Below are 17928 nucleotides of genomic sequence, written 5' to 3' on the forward strand. Positions count from 1 at the left end.
GGCCGGTTTTCACGCTCTGTGGCAGGTCTTGGGCGTCCCGAAAATGTTGCAGGGCTGCGACATAGTTGCCCTTTCGAATCTAAATCCGTCCCATCATGTGGTGAGAGAACATGTATTGTTCCACAACAGCGTGCTCTCCCCCTTCACAGGGAACGAAGTTATAAACGTTGAGCAGAGCGAGGGCACCCTGAGGGTCGACAGCTTGGTTGTGAGCGCGGGCCCATTCGAGAATCAGATCGTCCCGGATCGTCTTGGTTGGGTCGACGTGACTCTTGAGAAACTGTAGGCGCTCGGACGGTGGGAGCCCCAACTTGGTCATGACGTAGGCGATTTCGTAGGTTAGCTGCTCGTCTCCGGGGGCACAGGCCAAGGCCTTGTGCAATAAGGGGAGAACCTCCAGCTTTCGGTCGAGATGGCTGAAGTAGGCGACGGCCAGATTTCGATGGATCGGAGCAAAGCCGTCATTGAGTGACTTCGACTGTTCCCAGTGGAAGGCCGCTTCGTCGTAGCGGCACTTATCATACAGAAGGCATCCCAAGTAGTATTGGGCTTTTGCGGTCTGCTGAGGATTGTGCCCAATGACGGCTTCCAATATCGCCATTTCTTCCAGGCGGAAAGGGTAGGTTTGTGGATCGTTGACCGCTTCCCCGCGAGCGATGGCACTCTCCGCGGCTCGGTTTTTACCGAGCTCCAGCTCGATTCCGGCAACGGTGTAGTATACCATTGGGTCAGCTCCTTCGGGCAGGGCTTCCAGAAGATCTTTTGCTTCGTTAAGGAAACCAGCTCCAAGGAGTTCAAAGGCCAGATCCAGTGAGGTTTGCGAGGGCGAACTTTTCAGGGTGTTGACGAATGTTGTTACGTCATCGCCTTCGGCGAGCGTGCGTAGGTAGCGGACCATCCAGTGAAGCGGATCCTTCTGAAGCGCTATGTCTATGCGCTGTCGTGCACGTTTGATTCGACCGGTTTTCAGGTCGGCTAGAATCGTCAAGGACGTGGCCAGAGGGTTGTCTGAGGCATGATCGAGGGCGGCTTCGGCATGCTCAAGCATGCGATCATATTCGCAGCGGATGCCGTCGATACTAGAGATCTGAGTCAGCGCTTTGGAGCGCATGGCTTCATCCCAACTCGCTTTGTAGAAGGTGTCGTAGGCTGAGTCGGTTTCGCCTAGGGCCTTCAGTACAAGCCCTAAGGTGTAGAAGATCTGTCCGTTGCATGGATTGCCGTTGTGTCGAGTGAGCACATCGCGTGCGTGTTCCAGTTGTTCTCGGGCTTCGCGGAAGCATCCTTGTTTATAGCGCAAGGCTCCGAGGTCAATGAGGGCCGGTGCATAATCCGGATCGCGTTTGAGGGCGGTTTCCCAATAGACCTCCGGAAGGTCTTTAGGGCTGCGATATTGGTCCACATGGGTGCCGGCGAGATGGAGCTCTTGAGCACTGTGGAAATAGGACGGGCCGGGGAGGTCGGTCCATGGTTCCGGAATTTCTTCGGCCACTTTTGGGGTAGTCTGGTAGAACGCGATGCGATTTCCCTCCTTTGTCAGAACCTCGATCTTTAGGGCTTCCGGATGGATTGGCTTTTCGATCCTCAACTCGAGCGCTTCTGCGGGGCTGAGATCGCGTTGAATGTCGAGGATACATTTGTCCTCAGAGGTCAGGCGTATATTCGCTCCTTCGAAGGCGCGTGTCGACAGAATGGATAGGCGTGCATGCTCCTGATCGAGATTGAGTGCGCACTGGGTATTCGCGTAGGTAGGGGCGCCGATCTTATGGATGGGATACCAGAACTGGGAGAACTTCTTCGTTTCGTAGGGCTTTAGCCAGGCAAAGTCGGGTTGGTTGTCGGTATAGCTGCCGGCCATAAGCTCCGCATATTCGCCATCCGTGTCGGTCAGTGCGCGCTCCCAGGTTTGGGAGAGCTGGTTGTATGCCCAGGTAAAAAGCTTCTTACCGGGCGAAACGTGATGGTTGGCTACGTGGACGACGCCGCATTCCTTTCCGTGGTCGTAGCCGCCGAAGAAGTCATATTGGGAGGCGGCCGAGAAGTAGGAGGTCGGGCTCTTGGTGTTGGCGTGCTGCTGGATGTCGATATCTTCACCGAGGCGGATGCCGTTATAGGTGCCAGAGTTCTTCGGCCAGGTGCCAACGGAGCGGTGGTAGTGAAAGTTCACATAGGAGACATCCTTAGGGAAGAAGATCTGGTAGTTTTCGTTGACCGGCACCGCGGCGTTCTCCCACCAGAGGAAAGAGCGTGTGAGAGGGGTTCGGTTGCATACTTGAACGCGAGTTTCGAAGATGGCTTCGCCGGGTGCCAGTCGGATTCCGACCATTCCTTTCATCCTTTCGATGGGGTCGTGTTCGGAGAGCCAGACGGTTACCGCGCCATCCTCGCCGTGCTGGATCTCATAGTCTACCGGCATGAAGGTCGAGGGGCGGTGATGGTAGGGCCAGTTAAACTCGACTCCCCCCGAGATCCAATTTCCCAGAGCGCCAATGAGCGCGGGTTTGATGACACTTTGCTTGTAGAAAAAGTCGTAGCCCGTGGTTTTATCAAGAGCGGAGAAGATGCGTCCTCCGATCTCCGGAAGAATCTCGATTTTGAGAAACTCGTTTTCGAGACAGATAATCTCGTATTCCCGGTCGACCTTCTCCGCGCGTAGAGTTTTCAGGACGACCCGGTTAGGGTAGGGACGCCCACTGGTACGTTGATGCACTCGGTTTTCCGCGAACATGGGGAGCTCCTCGGCTTCCGCCTGAGGGTAGGTCGGGATGGCACGACGAAGGACTCGGACAGAGGTGGAATTCATAGGCTGAAGATGTTTGAACAGGTCTGGTAAGCTACAGGTAGATTTTGACCTAAATTCGGGAATTGTTAGAATTGAATCGGATTCCGATGAGAAAAGTTGTATGAACAAGTGAATGGGGGAAATGCGTGAATCGAATTCTCAGAAAGCAAAGGTGATTGCCGCTTTAGAGCAAAAACTGGCTTCTCCGGATCTGGATCTGTCGCAAGCATTGCCCAGTGAAACAGAGCTGCAGCGTCGGCTTGGTGTCAGTCGAGGGACGGTGCGGGAGGCGTTGAGCGACTTGGAGCGCCGCCACTTGATCGATCGGGTGAAAGGGAAGGGAACCTTTCCGAGGCGGTTGGAGGATCGTTCGTCGAAGCCTGTCGCGTTTTTGCTGCGGGAGCCGTGGAAGGTGAGCAATTTTCACAATTCGGAACTTCTCCGTGGGATGCAAATAGCGGTGGCAGAGCAAGGAACCGATCTCCTCATTACGAGTCGAACTCCTGGCGAGTGGACGTCCGAGTTTCTTCACTCTCTGGCGGGGGTGGTCGTATTACCCCGACTGCTGGTTGACGGTGATCTCAGCGTATTGCGCCGCAACCGGATCCCTTTCTGCTTGGCGATGGAATCCGACCTCAGTGGCCCGACCATTGTCGATCAAATCGAAGAGGCTGCCTTTGCTTTGGCGGAGGGGCTTATTCGGCAAGGGCATCGTAGTATTGCTCTCCTGAGTGGACATTTCGAGCACTCGGATCGACTGAAGAAGAGAGGCATGGCTCGGGCTGCCGAGGAGGTGGGAATCGATTTCGCGGCTTGGCCGGACTATTGCACCAATTATGATGTCACTTTGGCATATGAAATTTGTCAGGATATTCTGCGGCAATCCAAGCGGCCGACCGCCATCATTGGATTTGACAACGGCTTGGCTGTTCAGGCGATTCGAGCGGCCAGGGAAGTAGGGGTACGAGTGCCGGAGGCCCTTAGCGTCGTCGGCTTTGGGGGAAGGGATTTTAGTGACCTGATAAATCCTCCCCTGTCGAGTGTGAACCTCCGTGGAGAGGAAGCGGGAAAGAGGGCGGTGCAGTTTCTGTATCGAGCTGACCCATCCCAGGTCGAGCGGTTGCGAGTCGGATATGATCTGGTCTGGCGGGAGAGTAGTGGAAATATTTCGGTTTCATGATTTTCAAAGAAGATTCAATGTTCACCGTGATGAATTTTCACTCATGAGGTTAGGTTTTGAGGTATAGATGACATCCCAATTAGAAACCTGATTGGGAGGCTCGTGACCTTTTCTGATTGGCAATGCCAACGGGGCTTCATCGGATCCTTTGAAGCCGGGAGGGTAACCCGGGACCATTTATATCATTCTGCTTGTTGGATAGATCCGCGGTGTAATCACTTGCTTGGGTATGTGACGTATTCATCAATGAACCCACTGCGACTCGTATCAATCAGCAGGTCCAGATCCTGTCCGACATACGGAGGGGATTATATTGGCGTCGCCACCATTCGAGAATTGCAATCATGAGAAATCCCTTGGTTTGCTTCCCCTTAAACCTTGCAAAGACAGAGTGCCTTTCGTTTTTCGCCGAATTTTAATCGACCCAAACTATGGACCGCGATCCTCGCAAAGAATAGGGAGGCGTTTCTTGCACTAAATTCGGTATTAGCCGTTGCATCCAACACGGGCAAGCTGCTCAGCCGGGGCGTCACATTCGCGCATGAGTTTCGCCATAAGCTGACTCAAACGTTCAACCACCTCAGGGTCATCTAACGGAGTAGATTGAGTAGGATCTTCCTGCACATCATAGAGGTATCCTTTCCTTCCAAAGGAATCGCCTTGCTCAATATTGGTTTGTCCAATCTTTAGCGTATTCATGCCCTTGGTGAAGGAGAATGGTTTGGCGAGGGTCGCCGTCTCGAGGTTTGGCTTAGCGCCCCTCATGGTGAGAGGGAGCAAAGTATATAGATAAATATCTCCGGTTTCCTCAAGGGCTGAGTAATAGACGTAACGCCCGTCCGTTATATTCATACGCTGGCCATGATAACCAAAAATTCCGGCATCCCGGACGGGTGTGTCGTTTTCAATCGCACCTGCCAAATCCTTCCCCGTCATGTCAGGTGTCGAATCCAATCCAAAATATCCCAGCAATGTTGGGCCTAAATCGATGGATGGTTGCACGAGAGACGAGCGTCGTTTACCCGCAGTATCTGGGCGACGTGGGTCGGCAATAAAGAATGGGGTATGCGCAATTTCCTCCCAAGTGATTGGCCAGTTTTTCGCCCACTTACCATGTTCACCCAGCAAGTAGCCGTGGTCGGTCCAGACAATCAACAGCGTGTCTTTCCACATGTCATGGCGATCCATGGCATCCAGTATTTTGCCTAGGCTGGCATCGCATTTGGAAACGAGGGCTGAGTAATTGTTTTTCGCGACCTGAGCTTCCTCTGGCGATTCCGTAACATCCGCATAGTCGGGCCAGTCGAACAATGCACCGTCAATGTCCGGTGAGGGATATTTTTTCTGCCACTCAGGATCGACTGTGAATGGCTCATGGGGGTCGAAGCATTCGATTTGTACGAACCAGTTGTCTTCCGTATTGTTTTGCTCAATGAACTCCAACCCCGCTTCAAATGTCTTCGACTGAGGGTAGTCTGCGTCGCAGTGGAGTTGTGCCCGATTTACCCAATCTGCACGACGACCTTTTCCGTTAATGTTCTTGGGGATCTCTGGTTCCTTGACCATTCCTTTCCACGGGTCGCCTTCCTGTCCGCGGAAAACCTCCCAGCTGGAATACTTCGTATGGTAGGTCGCTCCACCTTCTTCAAAGTAATGATAGTGGTCCGTGCAGAGGTGCGAATAGACCCCCGAGTCCCTCAGCATTGCAGGCACCGAATCATCGAAAGGCTCTATTGGTCCCCAGTTGCAATGCAGAAAATTAGGACGTCCCGTATGAAAGTCCCGGCGGGCCGGCATACAGGGCATCGAACAGACATAGCTGGTGTCAAAAGTCGTCGAGTGCTCAGCGAGTCGTTGAAAATTTGGCGCCTGAACATTGGTATTTGGATTGTAAGGGGGGAGCATGTGTCGATTCAGCGAATCGAACATTACCATAATGCATCGTTTCATCATCTAAGGATGATGCTGTGGAGAGGGGGCGATCAATCCTAAACCATATCCTAAACCCTTTGTGACAAGGTTATGAGCATTTACTTTGACGGACTGCCTCAATTCTAATGATTCAAAGCAGGCTAAGACTTGGTGCCCCGATATGGATGCGTTTGGTTGAGGATTCCTGTGACTTCTGATGCGGGAGGTCGAGTTGTCGTCAATCCAGGCCTATTGATTTTTGAGGGTGCTGGAATCTCTCAAGGTGATTTCCGTCGCTCGAAGGGCAAATCGTCGGGGTGGAGTTTTTTTTCATGCTAATTCGATTTCGAAAGCTACGAACATTGGGAGTCGTAGCTACGTTCATTTCGACTTTGACCGGGATTGCTCGTGTTTTGAATTTTCCAGCGGCGTTTAGTTTCGTTCGAGCCGCATGGAATCTTGTCGGGCAACAGCTTGGAAATCGGTCATAAGTTGCTGATGGCTAGAGGGAGCCAATGACTCTCCCATCGTGCAGAGAACTATGTCCGATTCTCAGCCTTAGGTTGCGTTGTGCAGGCGGTCACTGAATCGCGGCAAACCCATTCTGACTGCAAAGTGATATTTTCTGATTGGCTGTTGGGGCGCTCTAGAAGTTTTTCGAGCATCCGTACGGCTTCCGTACCCGAGGAAATACGCGGTTGGCGAATTGTGGAAAGTTCCGGATAGGCATAGTAGGCCTTCTCAGAGTCTCCGACGCCGATGATGGATATGTCTTCGGGAAGGCGGTAGCCGTTTTTGCGAAACCATTTGTACGCCAAGAGAGCCGCTTGCTTTTTTTGGGGGGACCTTCGAAAGTCTCTTTTCCGGATGGAACCAAGTCACCCGATGGCACTGTTTATATTGCCTACGACAATAGTGGGCTGACAGATAAGCCGATCCTGGCGGCAAGCTTTACTGAGTCGGATGCCCTTGCAGTTTGATTCGAGTCACCGGCTGCACGTCAACGGGTTCTAGCGATTCAAGCCACAGCGTCGAACCGCAACTTGAAGTTAAAGGCTTTTATTCCCAAGGCATGAGAGCCTATCCCGGCAATTCCACCTTCATATAGATCGCATCGTGCCGATTGTAGTCGAAGGCGAAGTGGAGGAAGATGCCTTCGTCGGTTTCCTCGATTTCACCATCGGGATAGGAGAGGGCGCCGGGGAAGGTGCAGAGGTCGCGTTGGTAGGACCAGGTCTTGAGGTCGTCGTCGGAAATCCAGACCGAGAGGGGATTACGGCCGGTCGGGCTATTGCGTATCCGTATTGGGATAAGACGCGGTCCGCTGACCGGAATTGCTGGATGGCGCGAATTTGATTTCTGCCGACGGTTCTCCGATTTCCGTCATTCTAGTAATGAGACGTCGGCGAAGATCCTCGCGAATGGCCGAGTGAGACTCGAGGTGAACGAGGTTGTCGAGTTCATAGGGGTCGCATTCCAGGTCGAAAAGATGGGATTCGGTGTAAACAGGGGCGGCACCTTTTGATTTGAATTCGAGGGCAGAGGTGACGACGTACTTCCAGCGATTCGTTCGGATGGCCCTTCCCGGCGGGAGGGAATTGTCTCCGAACTGGATGAAGCTTTCCTCGGGCCAGCCTTTGGTTGCGTTCCTCGATAGCGGGAGTAGGGATCGCCCTTGAACATCGCCTGGGATTTGAACTCCAGCGGAGTCAAGAAGGGTTGGCATTAAGTCGACAAGACTTACTGCTTCGTTTCGTTCACCGCCTCCGTCCCATCCGGGGCCCCATATGGCGAAAGGGACACGGACGGAGGATTCATGTGCCGTTCGTTTGTATTCGTTATTTCTCGTTTTGAAGTGATTTCCGTGGTCGCTGATGAAAACAACGATCGTATTTTTGTCCAACCCCTCGGAGATCAGGGCGTCCATCGTGCGTCCGAGTGCTTCGTCCAAGCGTTTGATCATGCCACAATATCCCGGCCAATGTTGTGCGCCGGTGCCTCCGAGGGATCTTAGGTCGGGCGGCAGTGGAGCGTCTCGATACTGTTCCTCGTAGCCTCGGGGGGCCGGATAGGAGTCGTTTGTGTTCTGGTGATGGGGTTCGATGTACGAATTAAATAGCAGGAATGGCTTTCGGGATTCTTTCGGTTCCGAGGCGCGGTCGTAGAGGTAGCGGATCATGGCGTCGGTTTGGGCATCGACGCGGTAGCCCGGGAGTTGTACCTCCTGGTCGTTGACATCCCAGAGGCGGGCTGAGTAGGGCCCGCTGATGATCTCTGTGGCGTTGGCGGCGAGCCAATCTTGGTATCCGGCCCGAGACTCAAGAGGAACGGGACCCTCGTCTTTGGAGGGAGAAAGATGCCACTTCCCGATATATCCGGTGCGATAACCTCCGTCTGCGAGAAGTTCGGCGAGCTTCGGAGATTCCTCTTTCAAGCCAAGACCATTACGCCAGACTCCACTGGTCGTTGCGTATTGGCCAGTTTGTATGCAACTGCGGGCGGGGCCGCAGACGGGTTGTGGAGTGACGGCTTGCTTGAAAAAGGTTCCCTGTCGGGCGAGTCGATCAAAGTTCGGGGTGAGTCCGGATTTGTTTCCGTTCAGTCCGAGGGTGTCCCAACGCTGTTGGTCCGTGAAAAAGACAATGATGTTTGGTTGCATGATTTCTTTGTCAGGGATTAGGTAATCGCGTGGTCGGCAGTTCTTACTGCTGGGATAAGATTGTCCCGTCCGACCTGGGGATTGAAAGAGCGTAGAGTCGGGGAAGATCTTGCGCCAGTCAAATCGGCCATTAAATCCCCTTTTGACGTGTTAGGCTTACGGATTCCTCACCACCTCGTTTTTGCAGAAGGGGCCGAAAGGGCCGAATCGATTGTCCTCGAGGACTACATTTGTGCAGTGATTGAGGGATATTGCCCCGTTGCATTGGAGCCTCATTCGAGATCCTACACCTTTCGTATTCAACTGTTGGGTTTGACCGATGAGATTGCTGCGAATGATGAGTTCGTCGGCAGAGATTGCAAGAATGCCGGCGGCTCCAGTGTTCCAGATCGTATTATTTTCGATGGTAATATTTCGATTCCCTTGACTGTACTCGACATTCTTATTCGGAAGAAAGTGCTGAACCACAATGGCTCCTCCCTGGTAACTCCCGGATTCGAAGACTCGGTCGTCGAAACCAATGTTTTTGAATGTATTCCCCCTGACGGTAATATCCTGAACCCAATTGCCTTCGTGGTGAATCGCATGGGGCCCCAGGGAGATCCCCGTTTGTTTAATTCGTTCGAAGGTATTGTTTTCAATCAACCCATGCGAGGCGCCGATACGGAGACCGCGCGCGCGGTGGTCGTGGAAGTAGTTGCTGCGAAACACAAAGTCGGGGCTGGCTACCGAGGGGAATCCAAGGTGGTCCCCTGCCTGAGCTTCGACAGGATCCTCGAGTTCAATCCGGACGCAGTAGAGCTTTTGGTCGTCATCCAGACCCAACTGCTTTCTGATGGAGAAATCCACCGATTCGGGAGGCGTTTCGCGTTTTGCCGATTTGATGGGGACTTCAGCCAGAATCTGGTAGGAATCTCTTTGCATGAATTGGGCAATATCGCCCGCTTGCAGTGAGATGCTATATTCGGGCCAGAACTTCGATGAGGTCCAGTATACCGTTTCGCTTTCTTTGAAGCCCACGTTCACGATAGTTCCGTGCAGATTGATTGCATCATCACCCATGTAGGAAAAGTCGCAATCTTCCATAATCGGTCCTTGGCGGGTGTAGGCGATATTGAAGCCGTCCGCTGTAGTGCTTAGCAAACGTGGAACTATGGCTCCTTGTGGAGGCGGACCCGGTTTGATCGTGCAATTGGTGATATGAGGAGCGCCAACGCCTCGCCGGTAAATCATACCAGCCCCGGGACAGGTGTACACAGTAAGGTCTTTGAGGTCGATTCGTTCGCTGTCGTGAACCCCGATACCTGCGCCAATGAAATGTTTGAATGCTAGATAGTCTCCAATCTCGATGTTCTGGTAACCGGGAAGATTTGGCGTGCTGATGCGAAATTTTCCCTTCTTTGGACTCAGTACCTCGCTGCTTTCCAGATAAAGATCGGGGACATTTGATCTCCAAAATAGAGTTTTCGGATCGTAAACGAAAACACCATGGCGTCCGGGCTTGATGGTGTCATCCAATTCAGGATACCCGTCGAGAACCTTATACTCTAGGGTTCGATGGTCTTCGCTGATGCTGGTGACTACTCCTTGAGTGAAAGGCAGAGGGTTGCAGTCGATCGTGAAGCCTTCGAGCGTCACATGGCTGGAGCGAGTTACTTTGATCAGGCTGTTGGTATAGGAAGTAAAAACCAATTCCGTGTTTTCTCCACGTATCGTTAGGTGGCTGGCTTCGGAGATTTCTATGGGTTCTACCAGTAAACGACCTTCGGGTAGTTCCAGCACTCTTTCTTTCTCCTTAATCGCTTCATTGATAGCCGCCTGGAGATCAAAAATTTGCGTTTCGACGGGAGACGCCGCTGTGGTTGAGTAGCTGCAGGCAAAGAACATTATTAGTTTTGCTAGGAATAGTCGGATTTTCATAGGGGAGGGGTCGATACAAGGTATTTATTGTTTGTAGATGTCGAAGAGCCGGGCGCAGTGAGGGTCCAGTTTGACCGTGATGAAATTTGGGTTCCAAGTTTCGGTGGCTCCGTTCCAGAAGTCCTTTGCGATGACAGGTTCGTTTTGTCCGATTGCCCGGAGGTCAATCGATATGGCCCGAGGATGATCGTGCCAGTTGAAGAAGGCGATGGATTGCCGAATGCCGCTTTGAGCGGTGGGACTTCCGGGCGGAAAAGTTACGTAGAGGGATTCTGGATGAGGGTCCCCGGAGTAGGCGCGGAGGTCCGGGCAGCGGGTGGGGTAGCCCCGGTCGCATCGCCGCAGGAGTTTCCGGAGGGCGCTGAGATCTTCAGGGCTCAAATCTTCGAGTCGCCCGCCGGTTTCGATCAGGCCCATCGTAATGTAGGCCCAGGTGAGGCGAAAGTTGGTTTCGTTTTCGGGAATCTTAGGATTAAAGCCGATGCTATCTGTGTTCAGGAGGATTCCGGTTCGTCGTCCGCCAAATCCCAGGATGGGAAGCATCCAATTGCAGTTGTTGACTTGGTCTTCCCAGTATCCTTCGTGGATATCCATCGAGCAGCGGTAGGTATCGACGAATTCGGAGAGAAAGGGATTTCCCATTCCCATTGCAATGCAGCTCATGACGACTCCATCTTTGGGGAGATGCTTGCGAACGGTCTCAAAAAATTTGCGTCGTAAATCGATTCCGGAACAATCGGAGTTTTGGAGTCGAGCTTGGTTTGTTTCGAAATTTTGGCTCCAAAAATCAATCTTAACGGCGTCGATTCCCCACTCTCCCTGGATATGAGCGAGGGTGCGATCAAGAAACGCGAGGGCCTCCGGGTGGGAGTAGTCGAGGTAGGCAAGCTTCTCTCCGATGAGAAAAAGTTTTCCGTTGGCTTTGCGGAGAAACCACTCGGGGTGATCGTCGTGCAAGCGGCAGGGGAGTTGGATCATGGGCGTCCACCAAAGGCCCGGACGAAGCCCGAGATTGCGGAGCTTATCGGTAAATCCCCGTATTCCCGTTGGCCAGCTGTCCGGGCAGACTCTAGCGTTTTCTGGGTCCGGATAGAATCGATTAAGATGAACCCGTGTCGACTTTTCCTCATGCTCAAGGTAGCCGTCGTCGATGAGAAAAAAGCGAATCTCCGGGAGGTTCTTTGCGATAAAGCGGGCCGTGTCGATTAGAGTCTCCTCTTTCTGGTCATCGAATACCCCATAGTTCCAGGTGCAGTGGAGCGCGTTGGTAAATACCGGATTCTCGGTATCTTTTCCGGGAGTGATTTCGGCGATGTAGTCGAGGTAATCTTCGAAAGCGGAGTCTACCTCGCGATCCTTCCCGATTTGAATATAGAGTGATTCGGGGGTGAAGGTTTCGCCGGGCTTGAGGGTGTAGCCGCCCGACTGTGGAAAATGCCAACGAATCTCAAAGGTTTCGAACACAGCCTCGGAAAAATGATTCCGCCGTTGGAATTCGAAGACGGGAACGGCCCGCTCCTGTCGGGTAAAGGCAAAGACGAGATACTCCTTCGAAATGGCATTGCCGAGAAAGAGGGCGGGAAAGGGCTGGTCCTCGGTGTCTCCGAGAATTCGTTTTTCGGGAGGGAGCTGACGTAGATAAGGGTAGTCAGCGGCGCAGAACGGGTAGCGTTCGGTGCGGAGGTTGCCGGTGTGGGCATAACGCATCCCCCACCCGAGAACGTGACCCGGGCCTTGACGAAATCTGGCTTGGTCTCCGAACTGGCCGAATTTGATTCCTTTCAGCAATCGAGGAAATGATCCCTCGTTGAGGATCGATAAATCGATGCGATACTGGCCGTTTTTCCCCAGTTTCACCCAATCGAGAGCAATTTGAAGGGCCATGTCATTCCGGGCCGTTCCTCGCTGATGCGATGGGGCCATCGTCCAGTGAGGAATGGTCCATTCTCCACTCTCGGTGGTGAGAGAAAGGCTGTAGCCTTCAAATCCAAAACCATCTGGCCCGCAATTCGCCGAAATGCCTGCCTCCGAAAACCGACCCAGCACCGTATCTGGTAAAGATTCTCCGGTTCTCGGGGTTGTGGAGAGAGTAGGGAGGGTCTCGGTCTGCATCGGGGTGCGTATTAAATATAGATTTAGATGGGTGGAAAGTTGTAAAGATCTAGAGTTTTGAGCGGGGGAGCTGCGTGAGTGCAAGTTTTTATTTAAATTTTCTTGAGAATTGCGGAATGCCGCACTTCCTACGGAAGCTCCGAGCTAGGACGGAATGGTCGATCCCAGCGTGGAAGTTCCCGGGTCGAAGGACCGAATTGCAGGGTGACGACGGATCTCGTCGTCGATGAAAGTCCGCCGGGTGCTTTCACGATTGTTGATCAGCTCAACCCCCGAGTATAGTCGTGAGAACATATCGGACATGCGGAAGGCGAAAATCTGGGGATCCGTTTCCATGATGATGGAAGGCACGCTGCAGGGGGTCGTATTCCCGCGGGTGCGGTGGCGAATGATTAGAATATCCTCGGGAGAGGAAATTCCCAGCTCGGTGAGCGAACGCTCCAGATCGGGCATCATATGTTCGTCGTTGACGATGAGGGCGTCGGGCTTCTCATTCCCCGAAGTCCAGATTTCGCGGAATTCCGTCGATCCCGCCCGTGGAGTTTCCGGGTGGATGTCGTGCTTGATCCATTCGCGGCGAAGATTCTCCGGATAGCACCGGACTAGTTGATCGAGGTGAGGGGGTAGGACGCCCTTCTCGGTGGATTCTACCCAACCCATGTAGGCGATTCTGCGACGTCCGAAATCGAGCAAGGTGCGCACGGCTCGCTGGGTATCCGAGGCGTCGTCGGTGGCGACGCTGTAGTGAAACTTGTGATTGGAACCGATCACCGGGATGCCTTGTTTCTGGAGCTTATGAATCCACTGGTCGTCGGAACTTACGGACAGGGCGATCACCCCGGCCAGCCGATTGGCTTCGATGTCGGCGATGAAGTCGAGTGAGGTCAGGTTGCTGTCCGGAACGGAGCCCGGTTCGGATTCTCCGATCGAGACACGGGAGGGAATTCTGTTTTCCCGTAAATATTTGCGAAGATGGTAGATCACGCTTCGATGGAAAAGACTGTGGCTGGTCGGGGAGAAAACGTTCATTTCGCAGATGATGCCGACCCAGTTGCCTCCGAGGGGATTCAGCACGGTTGTACCGACGGCGCGTTGGCGCTGGATCACCCCACCTTCCTGTAGCACCTTCAACGCCTCGCGAATGGTCATGAAGTGAACGTTGAAACGCTCCGCCAGTTGCAATTCGGTGGGGAGCTTGTCGCCCGGACCTTTCGTTTCGCGAATCTCGGTGAGCAGTTGCTGCGCTATCTGGCGGTACTTGGTGCGGGAAGGCTCTTTCATACGAATAAGTATCGTAAGAATATAGATTCTCTTGACAATCGAATAAAAACTCTAGAAGAAGAGAGTAGTAATTATCTGAACCGGTCCGAATCGGACTCAACCTCAACACCCTGATAGCCCTATGAAAAATTTATCTCTTGCACTCTGCTTTTTCTTCTTCGCGGGAGGGCAACTGACCGCAGAGTCATATCTTTGGACAGGAGCCGCCGACACGAATTGGAACAATACTGCAAACTGGAGTCCTTCGGGAGTGCCGAATGGAAATTCGGATATTTCACAGTTCGGTGACTTCGGAGAATCGCCTTTAACCGTGGGGATCAGCGGGTCTAGCCCGCGTTCTTACATGTACTTCGGCGATTTGTCGGTCACTTCGGCCGCTCAGGCTGATTTGACCTTCAACGCACCGAACGATTCGGTTGTGAACAACATCACATTGGCGAGTGGAGGTGGTTACTCCACGGTAATGCTTACGGGATCGAATCGCTTGCGTCAGTCCAGTTTGAGTATGACTTACGACATCGGCCTGGGAAAGAGACTGGTGACCACTCAATCTTTTACGAGTACCGGAGGGAATGCTCGCGAGATCGATAAGATCGGAGGGGGAACCTTCGACTTTCAGGGCGATTCCATCGGAATTGCATGGGGAGACAATGACAACCGTTCGTCTTCGATAAGCATCTCGGAAGGGACAATGGCTTTCCATGAGGGAGTCGGGCAGACGGTGAGCTACGTTTCTTCCGCCACGGCCGGTCGCCAGCCGACACTGACGATCGGATCGCAGGGGACACTGGTGATGGATGTCGGGACGGGAGGTGACCTGATCGAATATGTCCGTGCGACGGGTCTGGCTACGACGGAAGCCTACAGTTTGGATTGGTTGGTTGTCGAAGAAGGGGCCTCGTTGGATTTGAACCCAATCGCTGGCTTCTCCGAAGACAATTGGTATTCACTCTTTCGCAATCTCTCGTCGGCACCCGAGCACGAATTCGATGTGATCGGGTTGGAGCCGGGGCAAACGGCATCCTTTCGACTCAACGAATATGATCCGGGTCTATACGATTATCAGGTAATGGTGACAAGTATTCCGGAAAGCTCGCAGATCTCTTTCATTTTCGGGGGAATGGTGCTCATGATGACGGGTTTACGTCGATCTTTCTCTTTGCGAAGAGCGAAGTCCGAACGGTCCCATCGATAGTGCATCTCCGATTTTTGGAATCGATGAAGCGCGGGATGCTTATGCCGAAGAAGCGAGAGGCTGTTTGGATTTTATGGTTTATAATGGGGTCCGTTGCGGTTGCCGGGGATTTCTATGTCAGTTCGAGTGTCGGAGACGATTCGTTTCCGGGGAGCGAACAGCAACCGTTTCGAACCATTCAAAGGGCCATGACCGAAGTAGATGGGGCTGGAGGGACGGTTCACCTCATGCCGAACGAAATTTTCCGGGAAAAAATCAATATACGTTCGGGAGGTACGGAAACCCACCCGTTAATCATCGAGGGGAATGGTGCCGTCGTTCATCTCGGTCGTAATGTGTCGAACGGTCCTTGGACTAAAATTGGCGAGGAATATCGATTGGAGCAAGAGGTGCCGCCGCATCAACGCCATTATACGACCTCGCCTCTTTTTATCGACGGGTTGCCTGTCTGGGCTGAGCATCCGAAAGGGCTTGGCAAGCCGGCTTGGCACGGCGGTTCTCTTCGTTACGATGAAGCTGGGAAGATGGTCGTCAGGTTTCCGAAAGGCCTATCACCCGAGAATTCTTCGATTGTTCTGGTTGGACGCGATCTGGACCCGGTTGTTCATGGGTCCGGAGGAAAGCACGTGATCATTCGCGATCTAACCGTGGCCTTTGCGGGGAATGACGGGTTCAACTTTCACAATCGCTGTATTGGGTTTAAATTGGTGCGAGTTCGAGCATTGTTTAATGGAGATCAAGGGATTAGCTCGCATGGTGAAAGCGAGGTTGTCGTCGAACTGTCTGAAGTGGCGTTCAATGGATCGCAGTCGGCGGGCGTTGTGGATATCAATAACGCTCGGACCGGCTACCGGGACCTGTTGAATCATCAAAATCGGAATGCAGGCTTTCTGTTGAAGGGAAGTCGTCATCGTTTGGAGGCCGTAGTTTCTTTCGGGAATCCTGGGGGGGACTTACCAGAAGAAACCGATTCCGTGGTCCTCGTTGATTGCAGTGCAGGAGTGGAAAAGCTGCCAAAACATTTCCCCGAGTGGGGGAGTCCTGAGGACTTAAGTAACCGAATGGCGCGGTTCGAAGAATTGATGCCCGTCGACTGAATTGTCGGAGAGGTAGGCAGACATATACCAGATGCGACATTCCATGTTGGGAATCCAATCCAGACGTCATTCAGGTTTTACGTTGATCGAGTTGCTCGCAGTGTTGGCTGTGATCGCGATTCTCGCAGGGTTGATTTATGTGGGAGTGGGTAAGGTTCTTCAATCGGCTCGCACGACTCAGCTCTCGTCCCATATGCGCAACGTGCATATGGGATTGATGTCTTATGTTGCCGAGAATAAAGGTGTTTTTCCCGGCGCTGCAGGGCATGTGAATACTCCGGGAGACAATTCATGGCAGGCTGCCGTTGCCCCTTATTTGGGGGAAGGCTCGATCAGTCCACAGAATTGGTATAGTGCCAAGGTGATCGAAAATTCCGTTTTCCACGACCCTTTGGATACTAGTCTGAAAACGTCGGGAAGTGAGCGTCCTATTCGAAATATCGCGATCAATGGTATGTCGGGAGAAGGAGATATTCCGACGGGAGTGACCAATCGGAGAGCGAATACAATTGAGTTCCCCGCCCGTTTGATGGCCCTGACCACGGGCATTTCCTCGAAGTATGGCGATGAGTTCTCGAAAGGGGGAATGCGAGTTAACCATAACTATTACAAAGACGAAATCTTCGTGGATCAATTGACCCGCATCCCAGGCGAGTATTATTGTGTCTTTGTCGACGGTCATTTGGAAGTGCGGACACTCGACGAGATGTTGGAAGAGGCGAGCTTGGGGGCGAATTCGGTTTTCTTCGATCCCGCAGGGAGCAATGGCAAGGGATGGCCTTGAGTCGGTAACTTGCCGAGGTTGTTCTGGCAGCACTTGAAATTCCCGTTCTCGGGGGTTACGCCAGTGATCCCTGCTTCCTGAATTGCAGTGGGGTCGTGTCGGTGCGTTTTTTAAACCAGCTGTTGAAGTGGGCCGGCGAGGAGAATCCGAGGGCGTAAGCAATGGCTTTTATACTGTCTTGATCCGCGAGGAGGGCGTCTTGGGCCGTGCGGAGGCGTCGGGTGTCGATGTGCTGGAAGATTGTGCGGCCCGTTTCGGCGACCATGAGGCGATCGAGATGGTTCGGGCTGACGGCTACTTCTTGGGCGATGCTGCGGGCGGAGACGCCTTTTCCGAGATCGCGGGTCATTGCGGTGTTGATGATCTCCAGGGCCCGCATCACTTGGGGGTGCTCCTGATTCATCGTCTGCGGGCGGACTCCGTGCTCATGAAGAATGCCCGCCAGTTCGATGAGAAAGGTTCGGAGGGCGTTCTGCGAGAGAAGGTAGTCCCGCATGTCGATTACCTGGTTGGAGAGTAGAAAGCCGGAGCCGATGTGCTTCTCCGTCAACCGGAGGACTTGGCGCGCTTCCTTCTCGAGCTGTGGATGGGATTTCGCCGGGAAGGCTAAGGGCAGTCCCTCATCGTAGAGGGCTTCTCCGGTCGGGAGCTGGAAACGGAAACCGATGGAGAGGAGTTCGCAGTCCGAAGTGAACCGTTGCCAGCGTTTCCCTTGCTTGAAGATCAACCACTCGCCCGCTTGCGCCTGGACCCGACGCGACTTGCCCTGATCGACCTCGGCCATGCCTTTGAGGACGAGAGCGGCGGTTTGAAAGTGATAGGTTTGGCTTGTGGGTGAGTCGGGTATATCGAGGCGTTTCCGGTAGGCCCATAAGAGCTGGATACGCATGCTCGTCCATTGATCGAGTCGGAATTCGGGAAAGCCAGGGGAGTCCATTCGGGAAAAGTGCTAGAGTGAGATATTGATATAAAATGTGAAATTCTTGATAGTGTGTCGAATTGATTCC

12 protein-coding genes are annotated in these 17928 nt (G+C 53.1%); 4 read left to right on the plus strand and 8 right to left on the minus strand.

Translation table 11 applies throughout. The annotated features are described in order from the left end of the window. Positions 1-79: 79 nt before the first annotated feature. Positions 80-2803, minus strand: a complete 2724-nt coding sequence (locus tag H5P30_RS12880; RefSeq protein ID WP_185693336.1) for a DUF5107 domain-containing protein — start codon at positions 2801-2803, stop codon at positions 80-82. A gap of 121 nt (positions 2804-2924) precedes the next feature. Between H5P30_RS12880 and H5P30_RS12885 the strand changes: the two genes are divergently transcribed. Then, entirely contained in the window at positions 2925-3962 is a 1038-nt protein-coding gene (locus H5P30_RS12885) for a GntR family transcriptional regulator (protein ID WP_185693337.1), read from the plus strand. A 486-nt stretch (positions 3963-4448) separates the two neighbouring features. Here the strand turns inward: H5P30_RS12885 and H5P30_RS12890 are convergent, their stop codons facing one another. The 6 genes from H5P30_RS12890 to H5P30_RS12915 all read right to left on the minus strand — a co-directional run bounded on the left by H5P30_RS12890 (position 4449) and on the right by H5P30_RS12915 (position 13845). Next, entirely contained in the window at positions 4449-5912 is a 1464-nt protein-coding gene (locus H5P30_RS12890) for a sulfatase (RefSeq protein WP_185693338.1), read from the minus strand. Between the two features lie 500 nt (positions 5913-6412). Further along, positions 6413-6691 carry a substrate-binding domain-containing protein gene (locus tag H5P30_RS12895; protein ID WP_185693339.1) on the minus strand — a complete coding sequence of 93 codons (279 nt, stop codon included), beginning with the start codon at positions 6689-6691 and terminating at the stop codon, positions 6413-6415. A gap of 470 nt (positions 6692-7161) precedes the next feature. After that, the gene (locus H5P30_RS12900) at positions 7162-8532 is read right to left on the minus strand and encodes a sulfatase-like hydrolase/transferase (protein ID WP_185693340.1); all 1371 of its coding nucleotides are present in this window, start codon (positions 8530-8532) and stop codon (positions 7162-7164) included. A gap of 156 nt (positions 8533-8688) precedes the next feature. Continuing rightward, positions 8689-10452: a right-handed parallel beta-helix repeat-containing protein gene (locus H5P30_RS12905; protein ID WP_185693341.1), complete on the minus strand. Its 1764-nt coding sequence runs from the start codon at positions 10450-10452 to the stop codon at positions 8689-8691. A 24-nt stretch (positions 10453-10476) separates the two neighbouring features. Then, positions 10477-12564: an alpha-galactosidase gene (locus tag H5P30_RS12910; RefSeq protein ID WP_185693342.1), complete on the minus strand. Its 2088-nt coding sequence runs from the start codon at positions 12562-12564 to the stop codon at positions 10477-10479. Positions 12565-12708: 144 nt separating this feature from the next. Next, positions 12709-13845 (minus strand): GntR family transcriptional regulator, encoded by a 1137-nt coding sequence (locus tag H5P30_RS12915; RefSeq protein ID WP_185693343.1) that lies wholly within the window; start codon positions 13843-13845, stop codon positions 12709-12711. 121 nt (positions 13846-13966) lie between these two features. Here H5P30_RS12915 and H5P30_RS12920 point away from each other — a divergent pair, with 121 nt between their 5' ends. The 3 genes from H5P30_RS12920 to H5P30_RS12930 all read left to right on the plus strand — a co-directional run bounded on the left by H5P30_RS12920 (position 13967) and on the right by H5P30_RS12930 (position 16921). Then, positions 13967-15040, plus strand: a complete 1074-nt coding sequence (locus tag H5P30_RS12920) for a hypothetical protein (protein ID WP_185693344.1) — start codon at positions 13967-13969, stop codon at positions 15038-15040. A 188-nt stretch (positions 15041-15228) separates the two neighbouring features. Beyond that, entirely contained in the window at positions 15229-16137 is a 909-nt protein-coding gene (locus H5P30_RS12925) for a hypothetical protein (protein ID WP_185693345.1), read from the plus strand. A 43-nt stretch (positions 16138-16180) separates the two neighbouring features. Beyond that, positions 16181-16921: a type II secretion system protein gene (locus tag H5P30_RS12930; protein ID WP_185693346.1), complete on the plus strand. Its 741-nt coding sequence runs from the start codon at positions 16181-16183 to the stop codon at positions 16919-16921. 55 nt (positions 16922-16976) lie between these two features. Here the strand turns inward: H5P30_RS12930 and H5P30_RS12935 are convergent, their stop codons facing one another. Further along, complete coding sequence (locus H5P30_RS12935) at positions 16977-17858, minus strand: helix-turn-helix transcriptional regulator (RefSeq protein ID WP_185693347.1); 882 nt, start codon at positions 17856-17858, stop codon at positions 16977-16979. Positions 17859-17928 lie beyond the last annotated feature (70 nt).

It is taken from the genome of Puniceicoccus vermicola (genome assembly GCF_014230055.1).
GTDB classification, from domain to species: Bacteria; Verrucomicrobiota; Verrucomicrobiia; order Opitutales; family Puniceicoccaceae; genus Puniceicoccus; species Puniceicoccus vermicola.